Genomic DNA, 21,199 nt, shown 5'->3' with positions numbered 1-21,199 from the left:
AACAAAGCAGAACAAGTTATGATCATTCTATTATATCCTCGTCATTCCATGATTCCGCAAAAATCTTTTGTAGCCTAATATAATCCTCCATCGTATCCAAAGTCAGTCGATGATGATATTGATTACCAGCAGGATTTATAAAATTATCTACTTTGAGGCTACGACGCATCCATTCAGTCACGTGTTCATAATCTTCTGGTAGAGTAGAATATTTCATTGCCTCTTCCAATTGTTCTATACCAAATACTTCGCAGTCATAACCATGAGGCCAAGAAGGCACCATATTATTACAGGTGTATTGCGAGTTATTTTCAATATGCCTTTTTAATACTTGTGAACAAACTTCTGGATTAATAAGAGGACAATCACTGGTAATCCTCATAATAATATCTGCTTTTGTAACTTTCGCTGCTTGGTAGTACCTTTCCAGCACATTACTTTCAGAACCCCTAAAAACAGTACATTGATATTTTTTAATTTCATTTATCAAAATATCATGCTCTTTACCAATTGGAATAGCACAACAAACTTCATTGACTCCTTTGATTTTTTTACAACGCGTAAGGACTTGCCCTAACACAGTTTTATCTCCTAGAGGGAGCATAATTTTGTTAGGTAATCTTGTGGAAGTCATTCTTGCCTGGATAATGACTACAACATGCATAACATAAAAACCCTAAATAATTTTGACATAACGAATAATACTCTTATTACTGAAAGTAGTATCTAACGTGAAACTATGTTTTTGAAAAAAAAGATGTGACGGGGTATTTTCAACCAAGACCTCCGCTACAATTTTTATAGGTTTATCGTGTTGCTTCAATAAAGTAAAAGAATCCAATAAAAGTTCTGATCCAATACCTTTATGTTGAAATTCTGGAATAAGAAAGATTGATAACTTTAAACTGTCGTCTTCATTACGATTGTATCTGATTTGACCGATAGGCTTTCCATCACATTCCATAATAAAAATATGCGATTCATCAGAATGGAGCATTTCATTAAACCACTTGGTGTGTTCGTCTAATGTGACTGGTTCCTTTCTAGATGATTTCAAATAAATTACGGGATCATTCCGCCAAGAAAATAATAGCTCCGCATCATTCAGATTAAATTCCCGTAAGGTACACTTCATACAAAGTCCTCATAAGAAATTAATTGTCCTTTTAATATTTCTTTTTTTAAAACTTTATTAAGAATAATATCGATATTTTTAGGTGGAATACCATTACCCGGACGTTGGAATTGAATATCTTCTTTTTTAATAGAATCACCTTTAGATAAATTCCTTATTGCTACACAAGACAAACGAAAATTATCTCTCGATTGATATTCAGAATATGTAGGACCAAGTTGAGTAGTCCCTAAAGCCTGTTCTACATAGCGTATACCGTCAACAAGTTGTTTAAATTCAGCAGGTGAACTTGAAAAACGATGGTCGGGTCCTGGTAAAGATTTATCTAAAGTAAAATGCTTTTCAATCCAGCTTACACCCATTGGAATAGAAGCAATCGCTGCACAAGAACCTTCGGTATGATCACTAAATCCAACCACGCAATCAAAAGCACTTTTTAGCGATTGAATTTTGTGAAGATTTACATCATGAGCAGGGGTAGGATACTGAGAAGTACAATGCAAAAGAATAAGCTGAGTATTACCTGTATTTTTAAAAGCTCTTACAGCTTCATCAATCTCACTGGCATAAGCCATTCCGGTAGAAAGTACAGTAGGTAATCCAGAGTACCCCATATCTCTGATTAGCTCCAGATTGGTTAAATAATCAGAACCATTTTTTAAAACTTTTGTACCTATTGATTTAAGAAGTTCGATACCCTCTCTATTCGTTGGCGTTGAATGAAAATCAATATTAACTTTGTCACAAAATTCTTTAAGTTCAATTAACTGGGTAGCATCGAGTTCATAGCGTTTAAACATGTCATACTGTGATTCTCGAATCACTTTACCTTGGGATAGGTATTCATATTCGATTTCTTTATTAATTACGAAATCTTCAGCCTTGTAATTTTGAAACTTAACTGAATCAGCACCTGCCTCTTTAGCGGCAAGAATTGTATGCTTAGCAAGCTCCATATCTCCGTTGTGATTTATTCCAATTTCTGCTACTAGATAACATGGATTCTTTGAACCTATATAACGATTACCTATCTTAATACTCTGCATAAATTTCCTCAACTAATCTTTGAGTTCCTAGTCCATCACATAATTTGTGAGCATTAGAAGCGATAAGGTTCCTTAGTATATGATTATTAGATATTTCAGAAATAGCATTGGCAAGCTTTTGCTTGCCAATCATATCATAATGCCCTAAATAAATTAAAGCGCTCGCATTATCTAATCTCTCTGCTACTAACATCTGATCTGGACTTGTACTAATAATAATCGATGGTTTTCCAAGGCAGCATCTCTCCCAAGAAGAACTTCCACCTGCCCCTATAATTAAATCTGATCTGCTAATTAACGGTGCCAATGGTATATAATCATGCATTACTACTTGAGGAGTCGTGTTTTGGATAAGTCTTTCAAGCACTTTTTTTTGCTCTGGAGAATGCCCCAAAACAATATCTATCCTACTCTTGTAGCCAAGCTCCTTAACTGCTTCAAATGCAAAAGTGCATAAATGATAAGGATCAGTACCTCCAAAATTAATTAATATATTTTCTACCTCATTTTCTGGAAAAAATTTATCCTGACGATATTGACTGTATATTTCATCTAATAAAGCATAAGTGGGGCCAAGAAATAGTTTACAAAACTCAGGTATTAGACCTTTGTAGCTCTCGGGAGAAAAACCATAGTTTTGATTTAATAAATAATCACAGTAATGAGGCCTATGATTAAAATCATCAATTACTAAAATGTTAGTATTTAATTTTTGAGAAACTTCCTGTTCAAATTCAATACCTAATGCATAGTGATCAACAATAAATAAATCGGAATTTAGTGCTTGTTGCAAAAAAGATGTGGACCAAAAATCTTCTATAAATTGATATTGGATATCATTTGAATTGACTGGTAAGAATTGCTGTGTTTCTCTGGTACTAAAAAACGTAACTTCACTTCCCTTTTTAATAAATTGCTTTGCCAATACTTGGCAACGTTTTAAATGCCCAATACCAATACTTTCAGAAGCATCAACACGAAAAAATATTTTCATAGCCACTAATAAGAATCCAGGCTTCTAAGCAGATAGAAAGCTTCTGCGCTCTTAACATTCACGCAAGCTCCATGATGCTCGTGCATGCTGATAATATTATTGTAGGAACGTGCATGAGGAAATTCACGCATTTCATCATCATAACATTTTAAATATTCTAACTTATGACTTATCCAGTCTGTAATATTAATATAATAATTAGGATTGAATTTTTGATCTCCAATAGCCCATTCAGTACTTGACGGGATTTCAAAACATAAAATCTTTCTTACAAAATTGTTTGCTCCTGGCCTGCAAGCTGTCAAAGTTGCACGGTTTGTAATGCAATGATCTATATTTAAATCATTCCAAAAATGTGTCAATACAAGGGTAGGTTGAGTTCTCGCAATAAATTTTTCCACGTGTTTTGTAATCTCTAATATAGAAACAGTATCTAACTGGTTATCCGGAAACGATAGATTTTCAAAAGAAGTTGGTTTTAAGAAATCTAATGCTTTTTGATAACCATTTTTTCTAGTTAAAAACTCTGAATCTGTAGAGTTTGAACGCGAAGAGATGCCATCTGTCATGAATAATAAATGAATTTCATAACCAAAATGTTTATATTTTAATAAAGAACCACCACATCCCAGTGCCTCATCATCAGGATGCGCTGCTATCACTGCTATTCTTTCCTGCATATTAGATAACTTACGAATAAAAAATAGAGATTAGCATGATTAAACCTTAACTAAAAGTAAACAAAAAAATATCATGATGCTAAAATTTAGAATTGATTTATTGAGGATATGGGCTTAACAATCAGATTAGGTGAACTTCCAAAAACCACAGAATTATCTTCGATGTTTGTATCTTTAATATAAGTGTTTGCCGCCAGTACGACATTGTTGCCTATGTTACAATCACCCACAATTTTAGACCCTGACTGCATGCGCACATGATTACCGATTGTTGGATAAACACCTTTATTATTTCCAACGGTGCAATTTTGACTAAACTCAAAATAATCACCGTACTTTGCTCGTCCTAAAACGCTACCAACAGGATGATCCAACATAAAAATTGCTGGCATTTTAACTTCATAAAATAAATCCAATCCATTGAGGGTTTTATTTAAATAGTAAATCCGATCTGCAAGCGTGGTAAGATTAGGTAAATATTCAAATAATGAATTAGATAAATAATACAAAAAAATAGTATATTGGCCAGAATGGTATGGACTAAAATATGTTTGATCGTTTTTTTTGTAATACTTATTATCTGTATTTGAAAAACAAAACTCACAACGTTTCAGTGCATATCCTATCATATCAGACACAATCTTTTTTTCTTCATCCTCAAGAAAAAACAAAGTCTCTAATTGCTTTATCACTAGAGACATGAGTTGATTAATAGTAATTTCCATTTGCATATATTGTAATCATCTTTTGTAATTCAATAATTTTTGATATTTTTACTATTAAGAAACTCTATGTCTCAATACCCACTGCCCGTTATCAAACGCCCAAAGATGCGGTGATCTAAACCGATTAGTCAATCTCTCAAAATATTCCCTATCCATTCTGGGTTGCTCAAACTGTTTAGCTGCTATGGGTAATTTTCTCGAATCAATACTTAAATACTCAAAATTTTCCTTCTCAAAACGCTCCGGGTATTCACCATCAAAGCGCCTTACCAAAGCCACTCCTTCTTCGCGAACCAACTCCCCATTGCGAATTTCCTGAGAACTGTCGTAAGTTGCTCGACCAATACCAAATTTGATAAAGGTTGTATAATAGTGCAAATCATCAATCTTATCGTCTATACCACTGTATTTACTATAGGTACCTGCCGTACGTTCAGGGGATGGCGTAAATCCACCATGATTTACAGCAAAGTAATAACACTCTTGCGGATGCCATGGTAAATAATATCCCAGATATTGCACCTCTATCTTTTTCTCAGCAAGTCTGTTGGGATTAGGCGGAATATAAGGCTGTAGCTCTACTTCAGTTAAACCAAACTCTTCCTTCAATTCAAGCGCTGATATCCCAGAAAGATAAATATTGGAAATATCATTCGCGGTGAAATAACTGATGTCCTTCGTCGCTTTTTCATTTTCCTTGGCATTATTGCCATATTCGGATGGATTCTCTCCATAAAACACCAATGGTATATTCAAATCCATTGCAATTTTTGGCGGATAGTACATTTGACCAAGTATAAAAGGTTGAAATGGGTGATATAACTTTTCCAGTGCTAATCTGGTAAGCAATCTATGCACTTGACCATTGGGAGTAAACAGATAGTTATCAAATCCAGCATGTATCCATGCCTGGAAATTATTCCACCCCCAAGAAGTATAAATATGGGGAGCCCATGTCACCGTTAAGGGATTCATTCCATACTCATATTTTAACATATACGCCGTATAAAAACTGTCCTTACCGCCTGAACCAGGAATAAGACAATCGTAATGACCCGTCTTGCTCCGATATTTATCGCATAACTCTTTTAATTCTCTTTTTCTTTGTTCCCAGTCTACCGCTTTTTTCTTTTCCGCTACTCGGCATGCTGAACAAACTCCCTCTTCATCAAAATTGATCGTAGGCTTCTTCGCGTCAATCGTGTGTTTGTATTCCTTTTCTGAATTAGGCTTTTGATTGCTATAGGTGCATTTTTTGCAAAACATCACCTCATTCGGCAAACCATAAAATGTTTCTTCTGGTTTACTATCAAGCTTATATTGGGAAAAGTTAACCTCTCCTGGATAAGTAATCATTAAATAGATTCTCCTAAAATATTCACTTGCTTTGATTATTCACCAAAAATCCTATGAATTAAATCCATGGTTTTTAAGCTGTCCATCAAGGTTATAGCCTTATTGGCCTCGCCCCTAACGCCTTTGCAAACTTCAATAGCCTGCTTATAAAATCCGGCTTTAAATTGTTGATCGATATCATCCAAAGTTAAATCATGGACTGTCCTTTCATTGACATTTTGATAACGTGCCTTTTCTAAAGGCTGCATTGTCCAACGTATACTTGAAGTACTGACACTACAAGCCCAGGGACCTGGTCCCTTCCAAATTCCTTCATATAATGCATGATCCCCACTATCAAATTCTACATAGCTAATCACAATCTGTGTTTCTTCCTTTTTCCAGGGAATAACAGGAACTACCTTCGTTATTTCACCTCTTGCAAAGAACCGAATCAAATCAATAGTGTGGATTGAATTAGCGTACATAAACTTTTGTACAACCTTCTCAGGATGCTGGCAAGCTCTTGCTTCTTCAAAACTTTGTTGATCCTGAATGTGGATAAATCGTTTGTCAGCACTTTTTGCATCAAGACGCTCACGAATTTGCATAGAACTGGAATAAAATCTTCTGTTTAATCCTACATAGACAGGCTTGGTAGATTGTAATGCCGCTTCTGCAATGTCATGAGCATCCATCAAATCGTATCCGGCAGGTTTTTCCAGCAGCACGGACCAATCATATTGAAAACATTGTTTAGCAATTTGATTCGCTTCAAGCTCAGGAACAGCAACCACTACTAAATCTGCTTTAGTTTGGTTATTTAACTCCTCAACTGACCCTGCAACATAAGGGATGTCAAACTCACTTGCCAAAGCCACTGCTTTTTCATGTGTTCGGCTTAATAAACCAGTTACTCGAACTCCTGGAACAGATCGAAATGCCTTAATATGCTCACGTCCCATTCGGCCTGCACCTATTATTGCAACGCTTAAATTCTTCATAATCACCCTTACTACAAAGTTATGACGCTTTTCGAGGTACTTTTTTAAGATGAATTAATTCCTTAACCAACTCATTGATTCTGTAAGTTGATTTTCCATCCAAATTACCCCACTTTCTCTTTTCTGTATCCAGTTGTTTCTTAATAACCATAAATTGTTCGGGTTCACTCATGCTATTTATCGCTTGTTTAAACTCTTCTTTAGTACAAACATTAAGCACACCATTGACTTCTTTATAATCTGAAAAATCATAGTAAAACATATCATAATTAATCGTTGGAACACCGCACGAGATTGCCCAACGAATCGTTGCAGAAGCGAAAGCTAAATAAATATCAGATAATGCGACTAAACGCGCAGTATCTATTTGGGTGACTAAAATATTCTTTTTCTTAAAATAATCAGATAATTCTAAAAAATTTGGATGAGGTCGAAAAATAATTTCATAATCCTTTTTAAATACATCAAGACATTCAACAATAAAATTCACTGCATCATCTGCGTCTTCAAAATCAAAACCCGGAGGATTTGCGGTAATTTGATTTGGGAACCCCCCTATCAGGAAAAGAGGTTTATTACTTTTTATACCCAACTCTTGATACAACTTATTTCTTTCACTTTCTTTGTTCAAGCAATAATAGGCCAAATTATCATCATAACAAGCCCCTGTAATTTTCATTTTTGAAGCAGGTATACCACTATTACGATAGTATTCAAACATTTTCTCATTTTCAATCGCTATCACATTAGCATAACCACTATTCATCATCCAGGGATCTGGTGGTGAGGATCTGGTTATCAGATGGCCAATTACATGTTCAGCAGGTAATCTTAATACTCGCCGAGTTTCATCCTTCATTACCCATGAACGACATAATTTTCCAATTACTTTATTAAAAAAATGATGCTTTACTTGAAACTCTTCTCGGTCTTTCAGTGCTTGAAATGCTTCTGTTTGATTTGCAATGGTATATGGAAGTATGATACTGGGGATTTTTAATGAATGGCCAGATTTGATTATCAAAGGAGTTACTTTCCCAACAATGTCTTCTGGCAAAATAATTAATTTATATTGGCCTGATTTGACAATTTTTCTAAACTGCGAATAATTAAATCTATAAATTACTGGTACATAAAATATTGGAAGATACATTAAAGATAAACTGAAATGAACCACAACATAGATTATTGACCCCACCAGAAATTGTAGATATTTAAAATAATGACACAATCTACCAATGAAGGTAATAGGGGGTCTTAATGCTCTAGGTTTTTTAATTTTTAATTGAGACAGCTTTGTTGTGTATTTCTTATACCAATCTTTTATCCATTTTAGAATCTCTCTTAAATTAGATTTTGAGCTTGATTTGATCTTCTTTTCCGGAACTGTACAATTTGATTCCTCAGAATCCTTTACCAGCTCTTTATTAGTAACCTCAACGCCATCAATTTCATCGTTATCAATGCTTTTTTCAATTTCCTTTAGGACTATTAAATCATGTGGCGGAGAATCAACACCGCAAAAAAGAATATAGCACTTATAGCCAAATTTTTTCAGGCTAACTGCAGCCCTCTTCATTTCCACAAAATCGGATAAGCGCTGGACAACGAATAATATTTTGAATGATTCAACTGGGAGCACATTCATATCAATCAAGACTTATAGGATAAAAATAACTCGGCATAATTTCATATTTTTCAAATATTGTAAAGTGTCCTCTACAATATTAAAAATATGTTTTCATCTAAGCTAGCTAGGTAAATTTAGCATTCATAGGGTACAATTTTTCAATCCACAGATAGTAACTAATCAAACATATAATCAATAAGAGCAGTGCAAATGGTTCGGTAATTTTCTGTATCCAACTTAATAGTACTATTACCCCAATCACGCCATTTACAGTAAGCTGTATTAACAATATGAAACGTGTATCTATTCCATATTGTTTCAATCGTTGATACGCATGCTTTTTGTGTGGAGCGAACCATCGCTCCTTATTCATCATTCTTCGTAGTAAAGTCACTGATGAATCAAAGAGAAACAGACTATTCAACATAAACCAATAAATCACGGGAATTTGATATTTTTGCTGAGCAATTAATGCCATTGAAAAAATAATTAATCCTAATGAGGCACTGCCTACGTCCCCCATAAATATCTTCGCTGGAGGGAAATTAAAAAATAAAAATCCTGCCAAACTGCATATCAATACCCAACAAAACTCCTGGTAAGCGAGAGCATGATGTACATTGAATAAAATAAAATAGCAAGCCAACAAATAAATAGCCTGTAATGTGCAAAAACCATCCAGACCATCCATAAAATTAAAATGATTTATGGCCCAAATAACCATAAAAAAAATGAACGGAATTATTATATAGTCATGATTCAATGAAAAAAGTATAAAATCCAGTTTTTCTGGCCTCATGAATACAGCCAAAATGAAAGCGACAATGCATTGCACTCCCAGCCTAATCTTGATAGGGAGATCATATATATCATCAAAAAAACTGACCCCGGCTATTAAAAGAATGCACAGCAATAAAAACACCGACTCTTTATAAAACGTACCTGTAAAGTACCAAATAACAGGCAAAATTAATAAAGACAAACCAATAAATACAATGCCCCCACCTCTCACCGTTGGTTTCAAATGTAGAGTTCTGTCATTGGGTTTATCGATTAACTTTGAGTTTTGTGCAATACCACAAAATAGTTTGGTACAGACAATAGATGACAGTATAAAAATAACACTAAGCATTATATTCATATTGATACCAAACTGCTGTTTTTTTTAAGCCTTCACATGAGTCGACTGGTGGCACCCAACCTAACTCTGAAATAATTTTCGAATTATCAATTTCCAGAGAACTCAACAAGCGAGTATTTAAATTACTCATGCCTAAAATTTTGAACAGAGCAGCTAATAAAGTTGTAGGTAAACGATACAATCTTAAATTGATTTTCATGTTTTGCGCCAGAATAGACAATAAATCAGCTAAAGACCAAGATTCATTATCTGCCACAAGATAAAGTTGGTTTGCTGCTTTAGGATGTGTCATTACCATTAGAATAGCCGAAATTAAATTATCAATAAAAATAAAACTTCTCTTGTTATTTACACTGGCAAAAGGCAATGGCCATCCTTTTTGTACCATACTCAATAATTTTAAAAAATTGGCTTTTACTCCTGGTCCATACACCAGTGGTGGTCTCAAGATAACCACTTCCATTTCACTATGTTCACTAATCTCTTGTAAATAGAGTTCTGCTTCCAGCTTGCTTTGAGCATAGGAATCTTTTGGTTGGACAGAACTTTTCTCAGAAAATGGATTCTCTGGCGAACTCACCTCGCCATTTACCTTAATCGTACTTAAAAATACAAATCGCTTTACTTTATGTTTTGCAGCTTGTTCAGCAAAATTCTTTGTGGCGATACTGTTTATTTTGCAATACTCCTCCAGAGAGGAGGATGTATCCTCTTTCATAATATGGACTCGCGCAGCCAGATGTATAACGATATCAATTCCATCCAAAGCCTCTGACCAATCCGTTACTTGCTCCAGCTTATCAATTTCAACTTGCTCAACAGGCATGTATTGATTTTTTTGCCACACAGCACAACGAACCTCATAGCCTGCAGCAATAAGAGCAGGAACCAAGCTACTGCCTATAAAACCTGTTGCGCCTGTCACTAATATTTTTGTCACTATATTACCTATGGCTTTTAAAATCGTTTATGATTGAGCAGTTCTGCAAGATATTGACCATAACTACTTTTATTTAGCTCTCTAGCCCTGCACAGTAACTCATCATCACTAATAAACTTCATACGCCACGCAATTTCTTCAGGGCATCCAATCTTCAAACCTTGTCGCTGTTCGATAGTACAGATATAGTTACTTGCTGATAACAGGGTTTCTGGTGTACCCATATCCAGCCAGACAAAACCTCTTCCCAAAATCTGAACATCCAGTTTGTTTTCATATAAATAAAACTGATTGATATCGGTTATTTCAAGCTCCCCTCTGCCAGAGGGCTTTAAACTCTTGGCAATTTCTATGACTTGATTATCATAAAAATATAATCCGGTTACCGCGTAGTTGGATTTGGGCTGTGCTGGTTTTTCCACTATGGATAGGACTTGTTGCTTCTCATTGAACTCCACCACACCATAGGCTTGGGGTTTATCGACATAATAGGCAAAAACAGTTGCACCATTTAATTTTGACTTTGCATTTTCTAATAATTCAGAAAAACCTCTGCCTTGGTGGATATTATCTCCCAAAACCAGGCAAACAGAATCATTACCAATAAATTTTTCGCCTAAAATGAATGCTTCCGCAATCCCTTTTGGTTCATTTTGCACAATGTAGTTAAATGAAACACCCCACTGGGTGCCATCATTTAATAAATTTTGATACAGTGGAAGATGCTCTTCCGTTGAAATAATCAGTATTTCCCTGATATTAGCCAACATTAATGTAGAGATGGCATAATAAATCATTGGTTTATCATAAACCGGAATCATATGCTTACTAATAGACTTTGTCAGAGGATAAAGTCTTGTGCCAAAACCACCTGCCAGGATAATACCTTTCATTATATAGCGCCTACTCTCTCTTTTTCTTCGAACAAATAATAGCCTTAAATATTATCAAGTTTATTGCGGTAATACATTAGAATACGTTGATATAGTGAACAAAATATAAAATTTTGTTTAATAATTAACCTATTTTATAGCATTTATCGCCCCTTTATGATTCGCTTGATAATGTGATTTCTCTGTGAGCACCCTTTGCGCTTTCAATACCTGGCTGATCGAACGGGTTGATATTCCATATCACACTTTGTACAAAGATTTTATGTTCATAGAGTGCTACCAACGCCCCTAATGTATAAGGAGAACAATCTGACAAAATAAGATGATTCATTGGCATGTTGCCTGGAATATATCCATAAGGATTTTCATTTGTTTGAATTCCCTCACTTAACACTTTCATTTTATAATGACACATGGAATTAATCTCATGCTCATCATTAGTTTTCAAAGTAATAAAATCGCCAACACATCGATGCGTACCCTGACATAATAATTGAAAATAGCTATGCTGTGCCTGATTACCTAATCCACCCCAAACGATAGGTCCAGTGGCGTAATCTACCATTCTTCCATTCACATCAATGGATTTCCCATTACTCTCCATATCCAGCTGTTGCACATAAGGAACAAAGTATTCCAGTTTTTTGGAATAGGTAAGGATAAGTAAATTATGAATATTCAAAAAATTGTTATTCCATACACCGATTAAAGCCATAAGCACAGGTATATTATTTTTAAAATCAGTAAACTGGACATGAGTATCAACATCATGGGCACCCGCCAGCAATTCAACAAATTGTTCATAACCAATTGCAATGGCAGTAATTAAATTCACTGCGGAACAAAAAGAAAACCGACCACCAACCCAATCCCAAATCGGTAACACAGTTCTAATACCCATTTGATAAGCTCTTTCCGGATGAGCTGTTACAGCTATAAAATGTTGATCGATAGAAGTCATATCCTCATACAATGCAAAAGCTTTTCTGGCATTTAATAGCGTTTCTTTTGTAGTAAATGATTTGGAGGAAACAATGAATAAGGTGGTTTGAGGATTAATTTTTGCAATAACATCGTTGAAACTAGCCGGGTCAACATCTGAGATAAAATGGTAATTAAACTCTTTGGAAATATAATTAGATAGGGCGTGGATACATACACGAGGACCTAAATCTGAGCCGCCAATGCCTATATTTACAATATCAGTTATTGGTAACCCTGAATAACCCAGCCACTTCTTTTTCCTAATCTGATTAGACACGATTTTAATTTTTTCACGCGAATTGATCACGTCGGACATGATATCCAGTCCGTCAATCAGTATTGATTTACTACCTAAATCTCTCAGTGCAGTATGCAGAGCCGCCCTGTTTTCGCTAGTATTAACCTTCTTACCCTTGATCAAGTTATCAATTTTTTCTGATAATTTAACTTCATCTGCCAAATTGATAAGTAAATCAATGATAGCTCTATTTACTCGCTGTCTGGAATAGTCGTACTCAATACCATTGAGCTGTTTCCTGGATTCAAAATTGTTAGAGTCCACAACAAAGTATGGTTGGGAACTGGAATTTGAACGAACTCTATTTGCTTCCTTTTGAAGCAAATTCCATGATAATAATTCTGTCTGACGCTTCATGCTGTTTCTAATGATTAAAATAAAGTATATGTTACCTGATTATTTTCAATTTATTAAACACTAATTTCCTGCTCATACCGAGTTAAGTAATATTTAATTGTATTTGATAATTTGTGCATAAAATCACCTTGTGGAGCCCAACCCAATTCCTTTTGAATTTTACTATTGTCTATGGCATATCGCTTGTCATGACCCTTTCTGTCTTCAACAAAGGTAATCAATGAGTCATATGGTTTTTCCATAGGCTTAAAATCATCCATCATCTGACAAATCATTTTTATCAAACTTAAATTATCCAGTTCGTTATTACCACCTATATTATAAACTTCCCCAACCATTCCCTTTTGAATAACTGCATCAATTGCTTCGCAATGATCCATGACGTACAACCAATCGCGAACATTTGATCCATTGCCATAGACAGTAATAGGGAGCTGATTCACACAAGCCTGTACTACTTTAGGAATCAACTTCTCTTTGTGTTGATTAGGCCCGTAATTATTCGAACAATTGGAAGTAGTAACAGGTAATCCATAAGTATGAAGATAAGCTCTGACTATATGATCAGAACTTGCTTTGGAAGCTGAATAGGGGGAATTGGGTTGATAAGAATTTTTTTCAGTGAATGCAGGCTCTTCTTTTTCTAATGAACCATACACTTCATCGGTGGATACATGATGAAACCGACACTTTGATTTATCCCATTGTCTTTCATTCAACCAATAAATTCTTGCCGCTTCTAACAGAGTAAAAGTTCCAATCACATTGGTTTCAAGAAATATTTGCGGATTATCAATGGAATTATCCACATGGGATTCCGCTGCGAAATGTACAAGAGTATCTATCTCATGTTCCCTTAATAAGGACAACACCAGATTTTTGTCCAATATGTCTCCTTGCACAAAAAGGTGATTTTGACATTCTTCTATTCCGCTCAAATTGGCTTTATTTCCTGCATAGGTTAATTTATCCAGACTAACTATCTTGATCGCCGGATATTTACCGATCATAAATTTAACAAAATTACTTCCTATAAAGCCTGCAGCTCCAGTTACCAAAAGATTGTTAATTCGATTTTTCATAGTGTGATTCTTATTTTTTAGTAAAATTGTCGATGACATCTGGCAAATCATTTTTCCAACTACAACTTTTTATACCCAATATTGTTTCTATCTTTGTTGTATCAAGTACTGAATTTTTTGGTCTTATTGCCTTTGTAGGATATTCTTCTGTCTTAATCGGATTTAGATTGTTTAAGGTCAAGAGAAGCCGCTTCTCTTTTGCTATCTTAAGAAATGCATTGGCAAACTCATACCAATTTGTGACACCCTGTCCCGCATAATGGTATATGCCCCAATATTCAAAGGAAGAATGGCTGATTTTCTGTACTATTTCAAATAGTACTCTTGCTATATCGCGAGCTGAAGTAGGTCTTCCCCATTGATCTGCAACAATATTCAATTCTTTTCTGCTGGAAGCCAAACTTAAAATTGTTTTTACAAAATTTTTCCCCTGCTTACCAAATACCCAGCTAACTCGTAAAATAATATACTGTTTTAGCTGGGACAAAATCGCCTGTTCCCCTTCCCATTTGGTACGCCCATAGGCACTTAATGGGTTTGGATTATCGGTTTCATGATAAGACCCATTCTTTTCTCCATCAAATACATAATCAGTTGATAAATGGAGCAAAGGGATATTTTTCAAGCTACAATAATTCACCAGTCGACTTACAAACTCAGCGTTCACGATATGAGCCAAATCAGACTCGTCCTCTGCCATATCCACTGCCGTATACGCTGCTGCATTAATGATAAGATCCGGTTCGATTTCCAATAAAACATCATGAACCTGATCAAGCTTGCAACAATCAAGAATATCTCTGGTACAAGCATACACTTCGTGCTCAGAAGAAGAAAAATATTTGACAATCTCGGTACCAACTTGCCCTTTAGCACCTGTAACCAGTATTTTCATTTACGATTGATATCTCGGTAAAAGTTGAGTATCTATTACACTTAAAAGCTTGCCTGCAGCGTCTTTTGAGGACAATTGAACCTGATCCCCTAACGGCCAATCAATAGCTAATTGCGGGTCAAGATAATGAATGGAAAATTCACTTTCAGGATGGTAATAATCTGTGCATTTATAAGCAAAATCAGCCACCGCACTCAAAACATAAAACCCATGAGCAAACCCTTTAGGAATCCAAAATTGCCTTTTGTTTTCCCCAGAAAGTATCACTCCAACCCATTGCCCAAAAGTAGGCGAGCCTAACCTAATATCCACGGCAACATCAAACACTTCACCAGCTAAAACTGAAACCAGTTTTCCCTGGGTTTGTTGACTTTGATAATGCAGACCTCTTAGCACCCCTTTTTGCGATCTTGAAAAATTATCTTGTACAAAATGATCGGTTATTCCTAATAACTCCCCATATCGTTTGGCTTGAAAAGACTCATAAAAAAAACCCCTTTCATCACCATAAATCTTTGGTTCAATAATTTTAACCTCAGGTATTCTTGTGTCCATTACATTCATACGGCCACCAAAAAGTAAAAATAAAAAACATTCATGCCCAAAGGAGATTAATTTCGTTTAATAAATTTCGTCCTGCCTTTCCATCTAATTGCCCCCACTTTTCACTGTCCCTCAATTGCGCTTCTTTTATTTGAGCATAGAAGCCTGGTTCTTTAGCCAGTTTTTCCAAAATACTTGAAAATTCAGCGCGATTATACACTGTAATAACCCCTTTCAGATCATCATAATCATCGTATTCATATCGATACAGATCATAATTAATAACTGGTATGCCACAGCTAATCGCCATTCTAATAGTTGCTGAACAAACTGACACATAAATAGCACTTAAAGGAATTATTTCAGCAATATCACCATAAAATATTTTTACCGGGTAATCCTTTATGAATTCTACTGAGGAAAAGTTGATACGCGGATGCAAATTAATGATTATGTTATATTCTTTGGCGTAATGAGATAGTTGTTCTAATAAGTATTTTACAATTTCTGTATAATCTAAAAACTCAATAACATTTTGTCTGGAATCACATTGATTTGGGGGTAATGCGCACAGAATCATAGGCTTGGAAGGGCACATATCAAGAAAGTGGTATAAATCTATTCTATGTGAATCAGCATCTTGTAATTTCCTAAACAATTCATCATTATATAAGGCTCCCGTAGCTTTCAAATATTTTTCTTCCAAACCTGCTGATATATAATAGTCCTTCATTGCATCGCTTTCTAAAGCAAGAAAATCAATCTCCCCACTATTCAACAACCACGGGTTTTTAGGTGTAATGCGAAACATCTCATGTAGTAATATCAAATCAACTGGCAAAATCATTTGTCTGTTCTTATAGCAATAAACCCAATGTGGGAACGCAATAGACAACACTTTATTATAAATTTTCGATAAAGATAGAGATGGTTTGTTGTAGAAAGTTTCCGCCCATTCTTTTGTATTTGCAATAGTAAATGGGACAATAATAGAAGGAATCTTATATTTTTTTCCAATATAAACAATGAGCTGGGTAAAATAAAATAAATTATGTTCAGGAAATACTAACAACTTAACTTGATATTGTCCTAATACTCTATCCATGTATTTACTATAATCGTATGCTGCTCGAGAAATTGGTGGTAAAAAAAAGGGGAACTTATACCAAGCCATTTTATAACAAAATATTAATAAGGCTTCTAATCTCTTATTTTTTTTGAAAGTTAATTGATTTTTCTCAGTGCTAATAAATTTTCCAGGAAAATAAAATAAACACTTAAAAAGAAAAACAAATGGCTTTAAAATATAACTAATGACTTCCAAAAATTTTAACGATAACTTTAAAAAAAATCTCAACAGTTGAAGTTTCAAATTAAAACCGGATTGCCTGGAAGCATTTAAATCAAAGTAAGTAATAAAACTAACGCCTTCAGATTGACATTGCTCGATATCTCTTTTGACCCCTTCATACTTTACATAAAAAAATATATACGGATTATAAGTACCATTTTGTTTCATCAATCGAGCAACACGTATCATTTCTTTAAAATGAGTCGAGACATGCACAAATAACAAAGTATTTCTTTGTAGCTCAATTTTATCCATTCGAGATATCACTATCTGGTAAGATCAAAAATAAACAAATCAATGAAGTTTTGTATTCGCTTATATTCAATATAATTACCCTTAATCTACTACTAATAATTCTTGATTATTCTCTTCTTCAGAGGCAAGGTCTTCAAGAGATTTCTGCAACTCAACATTCCAAACCAAATTTGGTCTTAATAAACTACTGGGCCACGGACCTGACCAGTTACCCCTCACTCCAAACGGCATTTGATCATCTATTATTTTCATAGATAAACAATCCAGACACCTAATTTCTTGATCGATGGTATCCAAATCTGTAATGATAATTGATATTAAGAATTGACCTTCATTTAAGAATTCTTTAGGAATAACTAACGTTTCAGTATAAACCCCCAATTCTCTCCTGCAGTCTGATGAATTTGATAAACTATCCATTGTTGAAAATAATTTAACCCCTTCCACCGAAGATAAATCCAGCCTTACACAAACTCTGGAACTCTTCTGTTTCACTTCAAATTGAATTTGAACAATAATTTCTTCGTTTACAGTAAATTTATCTTGAATACTCCCTGAATTATTCAAAAGTTTTAAAGAATAAATTTGAACTCTATCTTTTATTTGAGGAGCACTAATTAAATTATCACGCCAATTTTGCTCTGCGCATAACACCCCCTTTCCTAAAGGAGCTGAGCTCAATATTATTGATGACGTTTGTGTAGTTTCATTTTGAACTGGTAAATTATTATTTTTATCTGAATTTGAATTATCAGCTTTATTAGTTTCGATGTCTTTAAATTCAACAATTGTCCCATGAGACAGTTTTATAATTTTTTTGCAAATAGACTCTACTGCATTCATGTCATGACTTACAAAAATAACTGTCCGGCCATCATTTGCAACTTCCAGCATTTTTTCCTTGCATTTCTTCTGAAAATCCTGGTCACCTACCGCCAGGACTTCATCAATAAGCAATATCTCAGATTCAAGAAAAGCGGCTACAGAGAATGCAAGTCGCATATACATTCCTGAAGAATAGCGTTTTACCGGGGTCTCTATCTGGCTACCTAATTCTGAAAATTCAACTATATCCTTAAAACGAAGATTAATTTGCTGCCTGGTCATGCCATTAATGGCCGCATTTAAGTAGATGTTTTCACGCCCAGACAATTCTGGATGAAAACCAGTCCCCACTTCAAGCAAACTGATTAAATGGCCTTTATATCTAAATTCACCATAAGTCGGAGTAGTTATTCTGGATAAAATTTTCAGTAAAGTACTCTTTCCTGAACCATTTTGTCCTATTAAACCTATGCGTTCGCCAGGTGATATTTGGAAATTAATATCCTTTAACGCCCAAAAAAAACCAGGAGGTAATCCTTCAGTTTGCGAATCTGAAACAACCACCTTGGCTGAGGATTTTTGAGTATTCTCATCATCAAGGCTTGCTTTATTATTTTTGCGAGGCAATAACCTTTTCACCTTTTTGGATATTTGTTCATATATAGTACCATGCTGTGTAGCGCCGGCACCTAACCTATATACCTTACTTAAATTATCTACTCTTAAAATCCAGTTCATAATGCATCTACTAAAGATTGTTCATGTTTTCGAAAAATGTTAAATCCAACTACAAATACTATAATTGCAACTGAAAAACCAAAAATAAATTGTTCAGGATTAGGCCAATTCCCCTTTAAACCATCTCTATATGCACAAATCACCATACTCATAGGATTGAACTCATACCAAAAACGTAACCAAGGGGGAGAAGCAGATATAGGATACAGAATTGGATTTGCGAAATAATAGAATTGTAATGCCAGTGGTACAAATAATTTCAAATCACGATATCGAGTACTAAAGGGAGCGAGCATCAGCCCTAATCCCATTGCAAACATCGCTTGAATGAAAAATAGCAATGGAAATAATACAAATAAATGATAATTCAGTATGTGATAAATACTAGCACAAAGTATGATTAAGCCAAAACCAACAAGATAATCAACACCCGCTGATAAAGTGTATGTGCCGCCTAGCAATAACCTTGGGAAATAAATTTTACAGACCAAGCCTGCATTACCTTCTACCGACCCCATGGTTAAGTTTATCATTGCCATAAAAGCATACCAGGGAATAATAGCAACCAAATAAAATAAAAGATATGGCAAACCATCTGTAGGAATTTTTATCATAAATCCAAATACAAAGGTAAAAACACCTACAGTAATTAATGGAGATAAAACTATCCATCCAAGGCCTAAGATAGTTTGTGAATACCTAACCTTAATATCCCGTGCAGTGAAAACCCATAACAACATCCTGTAATGCCATAGATCTTTTAAATAAGTTTTGAGTGGCTGGATATCGCCAGCCTTAATAACAGTTTCATTTAATACTTTATTTTCATTCATAATAGCTATACAACCTCTGCGACATTTTGTTTGGATTTGAAAATATCAGACAAACAATGAATCACTCTATCGATATCTCTAGAACTCAAATTTGACCCGGAAGGAAGGCAAATACCATGATCAAACAAGTAATCTGAAACACTAAATTGTTCATCATGAGGATAGTATTTAGAGCCTGCAAATAAAGGCTGTCTATGCATAGGCTTCCATGTTCTCCTTGCTTCGATATTAAATGGTTTTAGTTGTTCGATGACTTCTTCCGGTCTTATCTTGTTTGGTGTTGGTTTGATAACCAATGTCGATAACCAACGAGTACTATACCCATTATTTATCTCTGGCATCATGTTAATAAATGGATAAGATTCCAAGGCTTGCTTATATCGATCAAAAATAGCTCGTCTTGCCTTAACCCGTTTTTCTAATACTTTTAGTTGCCCTCTGCCTATGCCGGCAAGCACATTACTCATCCTGTAATTATACCCAACCACAGTATGCTCATAATGAGGCACTGGTTCGCGAGCCTGAGTTGATAAAAATCTTGCTCTTTGTATCAGATTCTCGTCTTCAGACACCAACATGCCACCACCAGAAGTAGTAATGATTTTATTGCCATTAAATGAAAACACACCTAACTTGCCGAAAGTCCCGCTGTGCTTGTTGTTATAAGTAGCCCCCAAAGACTCCGCTGCATCTTCTATAATTGGCACATTGTATTCATTGCATAATTGGCATAAGGCATCGTAATTAGCACTTTGCCCATATAAATTAACAATAATAACTGCTTTCGGCATTTGATTTTTTGCTTTACATTCTCGTAATGCTCGCTCAAGAGCAATTGGAGACATATTCCAGGTATCCAAATCAGAATCAATAAATACCGGGGTCGCACCTTGGTACAAAATAGGATTCACTGTCGCTACAAAAGTAAAGCTGGATGCGAACACAATATCCCCTGGCTTCACATCGAGTAATACCAGTGCCAGATGAATAGCCGCTGTTCCTGAGCTTAAAGCCACAGCCGATTTTGTATTAATGTATTCCGCAACTTCTTTCTCAAAAGAATCTACATTAGGCCCTAAAGGAGCGACCCAGTTGGTTGCAAAAGCTTCCCGCACGTATTGCTGTTCATGCTCACCGATATGAGGCGAGGAAAGCAGAATATTGGAAGAGAGTTCTCTCCTGTGGATTAAGCGTATGGGGCGATTGCTCTCATCAATAACCGGGATATGATCTAGTTCATATTCCTGCATTAAATGGTAAGCATCCTGAATTGTAGCAGAAACAGGTAAAGCTTTTGATGAATGCTCTGATAATTCCTCTAATGTAGAATCTAATGTGAATCCTTTTAATAGTAATCTTCGAATGTCACCATCTGTAACCGTTCTTATCAAACACTCATCACTATCTACCAGAAATAACACACCTTGAGCCGTAGCATCCAGCTTACTCAAGGCAGTTTTCAGGCTTTCTTGTTTATTTATGTATAATTCTTTGATAGTAATCATTTTATTCCTT

At 35.1% G+C, this 21,199-nt stretch carries 20 protein-coding genes; all 20 read right to left on the bottom strand.

Features of this window, described 5'->3' with window-relative positions:
* Nucleotides 1–22 precede the first annotated feature (22 nt).
* Nucleotides 23–664: a cytidylyltransferase domain-containing protein gene (locus EL201_RS03985; protein WP_050598252.1), complete on the bottom strand. Its 642-nt coding sequence runs from the start codon at nucleotides 662–664 to the stop codon at nucleotides 23–25.
* Nucleotides 665–676: 12 nt separating this feature from the next.
* A complete protein-coding gene (locus EL201_RS03980; protein ID WP_027221117.1) occupies nucleotides 677–1,135 on the bottom strand; it encodes a GNAT family N-acetyltransferase in 459 nt (152 codons plus the stop codon).
* Complete coding sequence (locus tag EL201_RS03975) at nucleotides 1,132–2,181, bottom strand: N-acetylneuraminate synthase family protein (RefSeq protein ID WP_027221118.1); 1,050 nt, start codon at nucleotides 2,179–2,181, stop codon at nucleotides 1,132–1,134. The genes EL201_RS03980 and EL201_RS03975 overlap by 4 nt, the downstream gene beginning before the upstream one ends.
* Complete coding sequence (gene pseG, locus EL201_RS03970) at nucleotides 2,168–3,175, bottom strand: UDP-2,4-diacetamido-2,4,6-trideoxy-beta-L-altropyranose hydrolase (protein WP_229310349.1); 1,008 nt, start codon at nucleotides 3,173–3,175, stop codon at nucleotides 2,168–2,170. Before pseG ends, EL201_RS03975 begins: the two co-directional genes overlap by 14 nt.
* A 5-nt stretch (nucleotides 3,176–3,180) precedes the next feature.
* Nucleotides 3,181–3,855 carry a PIG-L deacetylase family protein gene (locus EL201_RS03965; protein WP_027221120.1) on the bottom strand — a complete coding sequence of 225 codons (675 nt, stop codon included), beginning with the start codon at nucleotides 3,853–3,855 and terminating at the stop codon, nucleotides 3,181–3,183.
* 86 nt (nucleotides 3,856–3,941) lie between these two features.
* Nucleotides 3,942–4,586, bottom strand: coding sequence for an LbetaH domain-containing protein (locus EL201_RS03960; protein ID WP_027221121.1), 645 nt, complete (start codon nucleotides 4,584–4,586; stop codon nucleotides 3,942–3,944).
* A 48-nt stretch (nucleotides 4,587–4,634) separates the two neighbouring features.
* Nucleotides 4,635–5,936 carry an N-acetyl sugar amidotransferase gene (locus EL201_RS03955; RefSeq protein WP_061777635.1) on the bottom strand — a complete coding sequence of 434 codons (1,302 nt, stop codon included), beginning with the start codon at nucleotides 5,934–5,936 and terminating at the stop codon, nucleotides 4,635–4,637.
* Between the two features lie 35 nt (nucleotides 5,937–5,971).
* Entirely contained in the window at nucleotides 5,972–6,919 is a 948-nt protein-coding gene (locus EL201_RS03950) for a Gfo/Idh/MocA family protein (protein ID WP_032829051.1), read from the bottom strand.
* Nucleotides 6,920–6,938: 19 nt separating this feature from the next.
* Nucleotides 6,939–8,567, bottom strand: a complete 1,629-nt coding sequence (locus tag EL201_RS03945; protein WP_027223805.1) for a hypothetical protein — start codon at nucleotides 8,565–8,567, stop codon at nucleotides 6,939–6,941.
* Nucleotides 8,568–8,673: 106 nt separating this feature from the next.
* Nucleotides 8,674–9,690 carry an MraY family glycosyltransferase gene (locus EL201_RS03940; protein ID WP_027223804.1) on the bottom strand — a complete coding sequence of 339 codons (1,017 nt, stop codon included), beginning with the start codon at nucleotides 9,688–9,690 and terminating at the stop codon, nucleotides 8,674–8,676.
* Complete coding sequence (locus tag EL201_RS03935) at nucleotides 9,674–10,630, bottom strand: NAD-dependent epimerase/dehydratase family protein (RefSeq protein ID WP_027223803.1); 957 nt, start codon at nucleotides 10,628–10,630, stop codon at nucleotides 9,674–9,676. Before EL201_RS03935 ends, EL201_RS03940 begins: the two co-directional genes overlap by 17 nt.
* 17 nt (nucleotides 10,631–10,647) lie before the next feature.
* Entirely contained in the window at nucleotides 10,648–11,523 is an 876-nt protein-coding gene (gene rfbA / locus EL201_RS03930) for a glucose-1-phosphate thymidylyltransferase RfbA (RefSeq protein ID WP_027223802.1), read from the bottom strand.
* Nucleotides 11,524–11,677: 154 nt separating this feature from the next.
* Entirely contained in the window at nucleotides 11,678–13,162 is a 1,485-nt protein-coding gene (gene pgi, locus EL201_RS03925; protein WP_027223801.1) for a glucose-6-phosphate isomerase, read from the bottom strand.
* 53 nt (nucleotides 13,163–13,215) lie between these two features.
* The gene (gene rfbB / locus EL201_RS03920) at nucleotides 13,216–14,244 is read right to left on the bottom strand and encodes a dTDP-glucose 4,6-dehydratase (protein ID WP_027223800.1); all 1,029 of its coding nucleotides are present in this window, start codon (nucleotides 14,242–14,244) and stop codon (nucleotides 13,216–13,218) included.
* Between the two features lie 10 nt (nucleotides 14,245–14,254).
* Nucleotides 14,255–15,139 carry a dTDP-4-dehydrorhamnose reductase gene (gene rfbD, locus EL201_RS03915; protein ID WP_027223799.1) on the bottom strand — a complete coding sequence of 295 codons (885 nt, stop codon included), beginning with the start codon at nucleotides 15,137–15,139 and terminating at the stop codon, nucleotides 14,255–14,257.
* Nucleotides 15,140–15,703, bottom strand: coding sequence for a dTDP-4-dehydrorhamnose 3,5-epimerase (gene rfbC / locus EL201_RS03910; protein ID WP_027223798.1), 564 nt, complete (start codon nucleotides 15,701–15,703; stop codon nucleotides 15,140–15,142).
* Nucleotides 15,704–15,734: 31 nt separating this feature from the next.
* Nucleotides 15,735–17,288: a hypothetical protein gene (locus tag EL201_RS03905; RefSeq protein ID WP_027223797.1), complete on the bottom strand. Its 1,554-nt coding sequence runs from the start codon at nucleotides 17,286–17,288 to the stop codon at nucleotides 15,735–15,737.
* A gap of 81 nt (nucleotides 17,289–17,369) precedes the next feature.
* Nucleotides 17,370–18,851 carry an ABC transporter ATP-binding protein gene (locus EL201_RS03900; protein ID WP_050598319.1) on the bottom strand — a complete coding sequence of 494 codons (1,482 nt, stop codon included), beginning with the start codon at nucleotides 18,849–18,851 and terminating at the stop codon, nucleotides 17,370–17,372.
* Nucleotides 18,848–19,684: an ABC transporter permease gene (locus EL201_RS03895; protein ID WP_027223796.1), complete on the bottom strand. Its 837-nt coding sequence runs from the start codon at nucleotides 19,682–19,684 to the stop codon at nucleotides 18,848–18,850. The genes EL201_RS03900 and EL201_RS03895 overlap by 4 nt, the downstream gene beginning before the upstream one ends.
* A 5-nt stretch (nucleotides 19,685–19,689) precedes the next feature.
* Nucleotides 19,690–21,189 carry an aminotransferase class I/II-fold pyridoxal phosphate-dependent enzyme gene (locus EL201_RS03890; RefSeq protein ID WP_027223795.1) on the bottom strand — a complete coding sequence of 500 codons (1,500 nt, stop codon included), beginning with the start codon at nucleotides 21,187–21,189 and terminating at the stop codon, nucleotides 19,690–19,692.
* Nucleotides 21,190–21,199: the final 10 nt, after the last annotated feature.

The sequence above is a fragment of the Legionella pneumophila subsp. pascullei genome (genome assembly GCF_900637585.1).
Taxonomy (GTDB): Bacteria; Pseudomonadota; Gammaproteobacteria; order Legionellales; family Legionellaceae; genus Legionella; species Legionella pascullei.
The sequence above is the reverse complement of the archived record's forward strand: the minus strand, read 5'-3'. Positions and strand labels throughout refer to the sequence as shown.

What these genes read in the sequence shown, in the direction of transcription:
- EL201_RS03985 (WP_050598252.1), bottom strand. Translation starts at nt 664, where the DNA reads ATGCATGTTGTAGTCATTATCCAGGCAAGAATGACTTCCACAAGATTA.
- EL201_RS03980 (WP_027221117.1), bottom strand. Translation starts at nt 1,135, where the DNA reads ATGAAGTGTACCTTACGGGAATTTAATCTGAATGATGCGGAGCTATTA.
- EL201_RS03975 (WP_027221118.1), bottom strand. Translation starts at nt 2,181, where the DNA reads ATGCAGAGTATTAAGATAGGTAATCGTTATATAGGTTCAAAGAATCCA.
- pseG (WP_229310349.1), bottom strand. Translation starts at nt 3,175, where the DNA reads ATGAAAATATTTTTTCGTGTTGATGCTTCTGAAAGTATTGGTATTGGG.
- EL201_RS03965 (WP_027221120.1), bottom strand. Translation starts at nt 3,855, where the DNA reads ATGCAGGAAAGAATAGCAGTGATAGCAGCGCATCCTGATGATGAGGCA.
- EL201_RS03960 (WP_027221121.1), bottom strand. Translation starts at nt 4,586, where the DNA reads ATGCAAATGGAAATTACTATTAATCAACTCATGTCTCTAGTGATAAAG.
- EL201_RS03955 (WP_061777635.1), bottom strand. Translation starts at nt 5,936, where the DNA reads ATGATTACTTATCCAGGAGAGGTTAACTTTTCCCAATATAAGCTTGAT.
- EL201_RS03950 (WP_032829051.1), bottom strand. Translation starts at nt 6,919, where the DNA reads ATGAAGAATTTAAGCGTTGCAATAATAGGTGCAGGCCGAATGGGACGT.
- EL201_RS03945 (WP_027223805.1), bottom strand. Translation starts at nt 8,567, where the DNA reads ATGAATGTGCTCCCAGTTGAATCATTCAAAATATTATTCGTTGTCCAG.
- EL201_RS03940 (WP_027223804.1), bottom strand. Translation starts at nt 9,690, where the DNA reads ATGAATATAATGCTTAGTGTTATTTTTATACTGTCATCTATTGTCTGT.
- rfbA (WP_027223802.1), bottom strand. Translation starts at nt 11,523, where the DNA reads ATGAAAGGTATTATCCTGGCAGGTGGTTTTGGCACAAGACTTTATCCT.
- pgi (WP_027223801.1), bottom strand. Translation starts at nt 13,162, where the DNA reads ATGAAGCGTCAGACAGAATTATTATCATGGAATTTGCTTCAAAAGGAA.
- rfbB (WP_027223800.1), bottom strand. Translation starts at nt 14,244, where the DNA reads ATGAAAAATCGAATTAACAATCTTTTGGTAACTGGAGCTGCAGGCTTT.
- rfbD (WP_027223799.1), bottom strand. Translation starts at nt 15,139, where the DNA reads ATGAAAATACTGGTTACAGGTGCTAAAGGGCAAGTTGGTACCGAGATT.
- rfbC (WP_027223798.1), bottom strand. Translation starts at nt 15,703, where the DNA reads ATGAATGTAATGGACACAAGAATACCTGAGGTTAAAATTATTGAACCA.
- EL201_RS03905 (WP_027223797.1), bottom strand. Translation starts at nt 17,288, where the DNA reads ATGGATAAAATTGAGCTACAAAGAAATACTTTGTTATTTGTGCATGTC.
- EL201_RS03900 (WP_050598319.1), bottom strand. Translation starts at nt 18,851, where the DNA reads ATGAACTGGATTTTAAGAGTAGATAATTTAAGTAAGGTATATAGGTTA.
- EL201_RS03895 (WP_027223796.1), bottom strand. Translation starts at nt 19,684, where the DNA reads ATGAATGAAAATAAAGTATTAAATGAAACTGTTATTAAGGCTGGCGAT.
- EL201_RS03890 (WP_027223795.1), bottom strand. Translation starts at nt 21,189, where the DNA reads ATGATTACTATCAAAGAATTATACATAAATAAACAAGAAAGCCTGAAA.